Source organism: Microtetraspora sp. NBRC 13810 (assembly GCF_030268685.1).
Taxonomy (GTDB): domain Bacteria; phylum Actinomycetota; class Actinomycetes; order Streptosporangiales; family Streptosporangiaceae; genus BSRQ01.
Window position 1 is genome coordinate 348966 of the sequence record NZ_BSRQ01000009.1, and the last position, 8015, is coordinate 356980.

8 protein-coding genes are annotated in these 8015 nt (G+C 71.7%); 3 read left to right on the forward strand and 5 right to left on the reverse strand.

Going from position 1 to position 8015, the window contains the following annotated elements:
* Positions 1-21: 21 nt before the first annotated feature.
* The 3 genes from QSK26_RS20690 (at position 22) to QSK26_RS20700 (ending at position 4100) form a co-directional block, all read left to right on the forward strand.
* Positions 22-2313 carry an ATP-binding cassette domain-containing protein gene (locus QSK26_RS20690; protein WP_285776830.1) on the forward strand — a complete coding sequence of 764 codons (2292 nt, stop codon included), beginning with the start codon at positions 22-24 and terminating at the stop codon, positions 2311-2313.
* Positions 2314-2382: 69 nt separating this feature from the next.
* A complete protein-coding gene (locus QSK26_RS20695; protein ID WP_285776831.1) occupies positions 2383-3333 on the forward strand; it encodes an ATP-binding cassette domain-containing protein in 951 nt (316 codons plus the stop codon).
* 17 nt (positions 3334-3350) lie between these two features.
* Positions 3351-4100: an ABC transporter permease gene (locus QSK26_RS20700; RefSeq protein ID WP_285776832.1), complete on the forward strand. Its 750-nt coding sequence runs from the start codon at positions 3351-3353 to the stop codon at positions 4098-4100.
* Between the two features lie 101 nt (positions 4101-4201).
* Here the strand turns inward: QSK26_RS20700 and QSK26_RS20705 are convergent, their stop codons facing one another.
* From QSK26_RS20705 to QSK26_RS20725, 5 genes are all read right to left on the reverse strand, one after another.
* Positions 4202-4573, reverse strand: coding sequence for a MerR family transcriptional regulator (locus QSK26_RS20705; protein ID WP_285776833.1), 372 nt, complete (start codon positions 4571-4573; stop codon positions 4202-4204).
* A 14-nt stretch (positions 4574-4587) separates the two neighbouring features.
* Positions 4588-5400, reverse strand: a complete 813-nt coding sequence (locus tag QSK26_RS20710; RefSeq protein WP_285776834.1) for an SDR family NAD(P)-dependent oxidoreductase — start codon at positions 5398-5400, stop codon at positions 4588-4590.
* 296 nt (positions 5401-5696) lie between these two features.
* Positions 5697-6155: a hypothetical protein gene (locus QSK26_RS20715; RefSeq protein ID WP_285776835.1), complete on the reverse strand. Its 459-nt coding sequence runs from the start codon at positions 6153-6155 to the stop codon at positions 5697-5699.
* Between the two features lie 258 nt (positions 6156-6413).
* Entirely contained in the window at positions 6414-7364 is a 951-nt protein-coding gene (locus tag QSK26_RS20720) for a sugar phosphate isomerase/epimerase family protein (RefSeq protein ID WP_285776836.1), read from the reverse strand.
* Positions 7365-7766: 402 nt separating this feature from the next.
* On the reverse strand, positions 7767-8015 hold a 249-nt coding region (locus QSK26_RS20725; protein ID WP_502888728.1), incomplete at its 5' end, for a ClpB D2-like domain containing protein.

The window sequence follows — 8015 nt, forward strand, 5'->3', positions numbered from 1 at the left end:
AACAATAACAGGAGAGACGGTTTGGGTTCCCAGCCAGGCAACAGCCCGACCCCGGCGCACGCGGCCGACGGGCACGACGTGATCGAAGTTCGCGGCGCCAGGGAGAACAACCTCGCCGACATCTCGTTGGATATTCCCAAGCGCAGGCTGACCGTCTTCACCGGGGTCTCCGGTTCCGGCAAGTCCTCACTGGTCTTCGGCACCATCGCCGCCGAGTCCCAGCGGCTGATCAACGAGACCTACACCGCCTTCGTCCAGTCGTTCATGCCGAGTCTCGGCCGACCCGACGTCGACGCCCTGCGCAACCTGAGCGCGGCGATCGTGGTGGACCAGGAGCGGATGGGCGCCAACTCCCGTTCCACGGTGGGCACGGCGACCGACGCGCACACCATGCTCCGGATCATCTTCAGCCGGCTGGGCACCCCGCACGTCGGCACCTCGACCGCGTTCAGCTTCAACAGCGCCGAGGGCATGTGCCCCGACTGCGAGGGGCTCGGCCGGGTGTCCACGGTCGACCTCGCACAGGTCGTGGACACCGAACTGTCGCTCAACGAGGGCGCGATCACCGCGCCCGGCTTCGCCGTGGGCTCGTGGTACTGGCAGTACCTCGCGCACGCGGGATTCGTGGACCCCGACGTCAAACTCAAGGACTACACCCCCCAGCAGTGGGAGGACTTCCTGCACAAACCGGCCACCAAGATGAAGCTGGGCGGGATCAACACCACCTACGAAGGACTCCTGGTCAAGATCGAGCGGATCTACCTGGCCAAGGACAGGGAGTCGATGCAGCCCGGCCTGCGGGCCTTCGTGGACCGGGCGGTGACGTTCAAGAAGTGTCCCGCGTGCGGGGGCGCGCGACTCAACGCCGCCGCGCTGTCCTGCTTGATCGACGGCCGCAACATCGCCGAGTGCTCGGCCATGCAGATCAGCGACCTCGCGGAGTTCGTCAGGAAGATCTCCGACCCGTCGGTGGCGCCGCTGGTCGCGACCCTGAGCGGCACCCTGGACTCGCTGGTCGGGATCGGCCTGGGCTATCTGAGCCTGGACCGCGAGTCGGCCACCCTGTCCGGCGGCGAGGCGCAGCGGGTCAAGATGGTCCGCCACCTCGGCTCCAGCCTGACCGACGTGACGTACGTCTTCGACGAGCCCACGGTCGGGCTGCATCCGCACGACATCCAGCGGATGAACAACCTGCTGCTCGACCTGCGGGACAAGGGGAACACCGTCCTCGTCGTCGAGCACAAGCCGGAGACCATCGAGATCGCCGACCACGTGGTGGACCTGGGCCCCGGGGCGGGCTCCAACGGCGGGAAGGTCTGCTACACGGGCGACGTGGCCGGCCTGCGCGCCTCCGGCTCGCTCACCGGCCGCCACCTGGACCACCGCGCCCGGCTGCGGGAGACCGTACGGCAGGCCGGCGGGTGGTTTCCGATCAGGGGCGCCACCCGGAACAACCTCAAGGACGTCAGCGTGGACATCCCGCTGGGCGTGCTCACCGTGGTCACCGGCGTGGCCGGGTCGGGGAAGAGTTCGCTGATCCACGGCTCGCTGCCCGGCCGGGACGGCGTGGTCGTGGTGGACCAGTCGGCGATCCGCGGCTCCCGGCGCAGCAACCCGGCCACGTACACCGGCCTGCTCGACCCGATCAGGACCGCCTTCGCCAAGGCCAACGGGGTGAAGGCCGCGCTGTTCAGCGCCAACTCCGAGGGTGCCTGCCCCAACTGCAAGGGCATCGGCCTGGTCTACACCGACCTCGCCATGATGGCCGGAGTGGCGTCGGTCTGCGAGCAGTGCGAGGGCAAGCGGTTCACCCCCGAGGTGCTCACCCACAAGCTGCGCGGCAGGGACATCAGCGAGGTGCTCGCGATGTCGGTGGGCGAGGCGCGCGACTTCTTCACCGGCGGCCAGGCCCGGGTCATCCTCGACCGGCTCTCCGACGTGGGTCTCGGGTACCTCGGTCTCGGCCAGCCGCTCACCACGCTGTCCGGCGGCGAGCGGCAGCGGCTCAAGCTGGCCATCAACATGGCGGAGAAGGCCGCGGTCTACGTGCTGGACGAGCCGACCACCGGCCTGCACCTCGCCGACGTGGACCAGCTCCTCGCGCTGATGGACCGGCTGGTGGACGACGGCAACACGGTCATCGTCATCGAGCACCACCAGGCCGTGATGGCGCACGCCGACTGGATCATCGACCTCGGTCCCGGCGCCGGCCACGACGGCGGCCAGGTGGTCTTCACCGGCACGCCCGCCGACCTGGTCGCGCACGGCGACTCCCTGACCGCCCGGCACCTGCGCGCCTATGTGAACGCCTAGCCGTCAACCGGCGTTGACGACTCCCCTCGTGTCAATGTAAGTTGACGCCATCGTCGAGGGGAGAACTCAGTGATCATCGAGGCGCACGGCTTACGCAAGACCTTCACCGCCCGGCGCGGCGGCGAGCCGATCGAGGCGGTGAAGGGCGTCGACCTGCGGGTCGCGGCAGGGCAGATCTTCGCCGTGCTCGGGCCCAACGGCGCGGGCAAGACCACCACCATCAGGATGCTCGCCACCCTCGTGCCGCCCACCGAGGGCGTCGCCAAGGTCGCCGGGCACGACGTCGCCAGGGACCCGGCCCGGGTGCGGGAGAACATCGGCTACGTCGGCCAGGGCGGCGGGGTGGACGAGAACGCGCCGGCCCGGGCCGGGCTGGTCCTCGCCGCCCGGCTCGGCGGCATGTCCCGCAGGCACGCGCGGATCCGCGCCGAGGAACTGATCGCCGCGTTCGACCTGGCGGACTTCGCCGATCGGCCGGTCAGGACCCTGTCCGGCGGGCAGAAGCGCCGCGTCGCCCTCGCCGTCGGCCTGGTGAACCGCCCGCCGCTGTTCTTCCTGGACGAGCCGACCACCGGCCTGGACCCGCAGAACCGCGCCCACCTGTGGGACGAGGTCCGCTCGCTGCGTGCGCGCGGCACCACGATCCTGCTCACCACCCACTACCTGGAGGAGGCCGACGCGCTCTGCGACCGGCTCGTCATCATCGACCACGGCCGGGTGGTCGCGGAAGGCAGCCCGGCAGAGCTGAAGAAGGAGGTGGCGGGCGACGTCGTCACGCTCAGGCTCGCCGGCGCCGCCGAGCCCGCGCGGGCGCTGCTGAGCGGCCTGCCGTACGTCAGGGAGGTGCGGACCGAGGGGGAGACGCTGCGCGCCTACCTCGGCGGCGAGCGCGACCTGCCGCACCTGCTGCGCGCCCTGGAGGCCGGCGGCCTCGCGATCGACGCGATCTCCCTCGACCGGGCGACGCTGGACGACGTCTTCCTGCGCCACACCGGGCGATCCCTCCGCGACGCCGGCTGACCCGAAGGGAGCCTCCCATGCTGCGACACACTCTGATCTTCCTGGAGTACGAGCTGCGGAACTCGCTGCGCAACCCGGCCTGGGCGCTGTTCGGCATCCTCCAGCCGCTGACGTACCTGCTGCTCTTCGCCCCGCTGGTGGCCAACACGACGGCCGGCGGGGGCATGGCGGACACGCTGCTGGCGTTCACGCCGGGCATCATGGTGATGATCGCGCTGTTCGGCTCGCTGCTCGTTGGCTTCACCATGATCGCGGAAATGCGTGACGGCTACCTGGAACGGCTGGCCGTCAGCCCCGCCAGGCGGCCCGCGATCGTGCTCGGCCGTACCCTCCGCGACGTGCTCGTACTGGTCGTGCAGGCCCTGCTGGTGGCCGCGATGGCCGTCGTGCTGGGCATGCGGCCCAGCCTTCCCGGGCTCGCGGTGATGCTGCTCCTCATGGCCGCCACCGGGCTCCTCGCGTCCGGCCTGTCCTACGGCATGGCGCTCGCCCTGCGCGACGAGGCGAGCATGAGCGCGATCACGCAGTTCTTCGCCCTGCCGCTCATCCTGCTCACCGGCATCATGCTGCCGATCTCGCTGGCGCCGGACTGGATGCGGGCCGTGGCCACGGTCAACCCGCTCTACCACTCCGTCGAGGCGGGCAGGGCGCTCTTCGCGGGCGACTTCGGCGCCCCCGCCATCCCGGTCGCCTTCGCCTTCACCCTGATCCTCGGCCTCCTCACCCTGGCCTGGTCGGTGTCGTCGATCAGGAAGACGGCCTTCTAGCCGCACGGGACGCCCCCCGGCCGCAGACGGCGGAACCGTACGTCACCCGGGCCACCGGGAGCACGGCCGCCCTCCCCCGCGAGCCGGGCTGGTCCGGCCGGTCACATGACCGGCCGGACCAGCCCGGCGCCCGCCTGCCGCAGCGCGGCCTCCAGCCGGTCCCTGGCCGCCACCTGGGCGGCGATCCGCTCGTTGAGCACGGCCAGCCGTTCATGGGCGATCCGCAGCCCGCCCACCGAGGGCGGCGCGGTGGACACGTCCCCGTCCAGGCAGGGCAGGAAGGCGTGCACGTCGTCCAGGGTGAGCCCGGCGGCCAGCAGGTGACGGATGTTGCGGACCCGGACCACCATCCGCTCCTCGTAGACGCGGTAGCCGTTCGGGGCCCGCCCGGAGGAGATCAGTCCCGCCTGCTCGTAGTGTCGCAGCGACCGGGCCGTCGTCCCGGTGGCCGCCGCCAGCTCGCCTATCCGCACACCGTCCACCCCTATCACGCCACCACGGCGCCCCCGTCCACCGGGAGCACCACTCCGGTGACGAAGGACGCCTCCGGTGCGGCGAGCCGGGTGATCGCCCAGGCGATCTCCTCCGGCCGGCCGATCCGGCCCAGCGGCGTGTGCGCGATCTGCCAGTCCCGCAGCGCGGCGAGTTGCTCGGGCGTCAGCCCCTGGTGCAGGCCGATGGGCGTGCTCACCGCGCCCGGCGCGACCGCGACGACCCGCACGCCGCGCGGGGCCAGCTCGACCGCCCAGCTCCGGGTCAGCAGTTCCAGGGCGGTCTTGGTCGCCGCGTAGATCGACCCGGCCGGCCACGCGCGCTGCCCGACCGACGTGCTCACGTTGACGATCACCCCGCCGGCGGCCACCAGGCCGGGCAACGCCGCCTGCGCCAGCAGCACGGGCGCGATCAGGTTGGTGGCGACCAGCGGCTCCATCGACTCCCGGCTGAGCGTCCCGAGCGAGCCGCGCCCCACGACGGCGGCGTTGTTGACCAGCACGTCCAGCCGGCCGTGGGTCTCCATGACGGTACGCGCGATCCGCTCGGGCTCGCCCTCGCCGGTGATGTCGGCGACCAGCGGGGTGATCCGGCCCTCGGCCGCCGCGGCGGTCTCGTCGAGCGGCGCGCTCCTGCGCCCCACCGCGACCACCCGCGCGCCCTCGGCCGCGAAGGCACGGGCGGTGGCCCGGCCGATCCCGGTACCCGCCCCGGTGACGACGACGATCCTGTCCGCGGAGCTCCCGGAGCTCGCGGTGTCCATGGTGTCCGTGGTGTCCGTGGTGTCCGTGGTGTCCGTGGTGTCCATGCGGGCCATCGTCCGACCCTGACGCCAATGTCAAGGTCAAGCCACCTCTCTCGGAGACCGAGGACCCCCGAGGACCCCCTCTCCCGGACCACCCACGGCTCCTGAGCCACGCGCCCCCTGGCAGCTCCCGGCCCCGGAGTCCGGCCCCGGAGTTCTGACCCCGGCGTCCCACCCCCCGACCCCGGTGTCCGGCCCCGGTTTCCACCCCCCGACCCCGGTGTCCGGCCCCGGTTTCCAGCCCACGAGCCCTCGGCTTCCGGCCCACGGACCCCGGCTTCCGGCAGGCGTGGGGTGGCTCAGGCGGAGGTGAGGCGGGCCGCCAGGCGGTCCAGGGCGTCCTTGATCATGCGGCCGTAGCCGTCGTCGCCGAGGGCGTCGACCGCGGCGAGGCCCCGCTCCAGGTGGTCGCGGGCACTGTCGAGATCGCCCAGCTTGCGGTGCGCCTCGGCGATGTTGAGGTGCAGTGAGGGGTAGAAGCCGGCCACGGAGCTCTCCACACCGGCCTGCCGCGCCCGCTCGTCGGTGATCGAGTCGGCCGCCTCCAGCGCCCGGGTGTCCCACAGCAGCTCGTCGCGCGGGTCGTCCTGCACGTCGGCCATGGAGTGGGCGAGGGCGCAGCGGTGCAGCGGGTCGCCGGTGGCGCCGATCTCGTCCCACAGCGCGGAGAACAGCCGGCGGGCGTCATCACGGTCACCGCGCTGGCCCAGCTCGACACCCTTGCCGATCCTGAGCATGATCTCGTCGGGCACGGTCATGCGGTCTCCTCCCCTGGCGACTCTGGCGACGACGGCAACCGCCGACAATAGCGCCGCCCACCGACAACCGGCGATCACGCCACGGCACGTTTCACATGCGATGACCAAGCCCCGTACATCTCCGCACCCCGGCGTCCGCGTACATCTCCGGCGCCCCGGCGTCCGCCGGGGTGCCGGAAACGAACGCGACCGGAGGCGCGGATGCTCCACCTGCCGCTAAGGCGAGGGCGTGGCCGCCTCCCGGGTGCGGCGGCCGGCTCAGGCGGCGAGCTGGAGACCGAGTGAGGTGAGGTTCTGGCGGGCCCAGTTGAGCTCGTCGGCCAGCACCGAGACCAGGGCGCCCGGCCCCTTGGTGCGCAGCGGCACGGCGAGGTCGTGGGTCTCCACCTCGATGTGCGCCGTGCCGGCGACCGCGCCGGAGAGCATGGCCGTCAGCGTGTCCTCCAGCACCGAACGCGTGCTGGGCAGCTCGCCCCGGGCCTGCCCGGCGTGGTTGTGCACGTGACCCAGCTTGACCACGGGCGCGCCGGCCAGGGCCAGGCCGCGCAGCGCGGCGCCGGGCTCCTCGGAACCGCCGGCCAGGTGGCAGGCGTCCAGGCAGACGCCGAGATGCTCGGAGTCGATGCCGCACACCCGCTGGAGCGCCTGCTCGGTGGTCTCCAGCACGCAGCCCGGCCACGGCTCGAAGCCGACCCTGATGGTCTTGCCGGTCACGCTGTAGATGCCGCGCAGTTCGCGGGAGAGCCGCTCCAGCCGGCGGGCGGCGATGGAGTGCAGGTCGGCGGGCCAGTCGCGGCGCCAGCCGATCGGGATCGTGGAGATGCTGCCGAAACGCACGTCCTCCGGCAGCAGGAAGGCGAGGATCTTGGCCAGCGCCATCGTGTAGCGGTAGCGCTCGGGCTTGGCCCAGTCGGGGCCGGGCGCCTCCTGCTGCCGGCCGCCCGCGCCGTTCAGGCTCACGACCTCCAGCCCGCGCTCCTCCAGCGACCTGCGCAGCCGTACCAGCTCGATGCGGTCGGCGATGAGGTGGTCGGCCACGCTGGGGGCGAGCCACAGGCCGATGCCCATCCGCTCGACGCCGAGGCGCTTGCGCACCGGCACGGCGTAGCGGGTCAGGTGGGCTATGAGATTCTCCAGGTCCTCCGCGGGGTGGACACCGGCGTTGTAGGCCAGGTGAACGAGCGTGCCGTCGTCGTGGCGCAGGCGCATCCGGTGCCTCCATGCGAGCTACGTGGTACCCATCGCCCCGGGCGCGTCGCGCCCTCGGCGTGGGGGCAGGTCTCCGCCCTGCCAGGGGAACTCGGCTCGCCCGCCCATGAGCATGCCGCCACCGCGCGGGTCCCCGCGTCAGCCCTGCAGATGATTCCTCACTACGCCGCAGAGGTGACCGCCGGTATCTCACCGTACGGAAGCGACTTGCGATCCACTTGGGCGCGACTTGGAGATACGCCCCCTCCTCACGTGGGACGTTCCCCAACCGAATTCGCTCTACGCAGTGTAGTACTACATGGGGTCGCTTGAAACCCAAAAGGAAACAAAATGACGCGACCCCAGGTGAGATCATCTCACCCGGGGTCGCGTGTGCCGGTCAGACCGGCCGAGTCGCTCCGGTCAGCGCTGGATCGCCTCGGCGATCGACGCGGCAGAGTCGGGCACCTTGGGCGTGGGCGCGGCCTCGCCCGTGAAGATGAACTTGGCGTTGTCGCCTTCGCCCTCGATGGTGACCTTGACGATCTGCCCCGGGCGGAGCTCGCCGTACAGGATCTTCTCCGACAGCGAGTCCTCCAGCTCGCGCTGGATGGTCCGGCGCAGCGGCCGGGCGCCCATCACCGGGTCGTAACCCCGGTCGGCCAGCAGCTG

Excerpts from the sequence above, each read along its gene's own strand:
- QSK26_RS20715 (WP_285776835.1), bottom strand. The coding sequence starts at position 6,155 with ATGACCGTGCCCGACGAGATCATGCTCAGGATCGGCAAGGGTGTCGAG.
- QSK26_RS20720 (WP_285776836.1), bottom strand. The coding sequence starts at position 7,364 with ATGCGCCTGCGCCACGACGACGGCACGCTCGTTCACCTGGCCTACAAC.
- QSK26_RS20710 (WP_285776834.1), bottom strand. The coding sequence starts at position 5,400 with ATGGACACCACGGACACCACGGACACCACGGACACCACGGACACCATG.
- QSK26_RS20700 (WP_285776832.1), top strand. The coding sequence starts at position 3,351 with ATGCTGCGACACACTCTGATCTTCCTGGAGTACGAGCTGCGGAACTCG.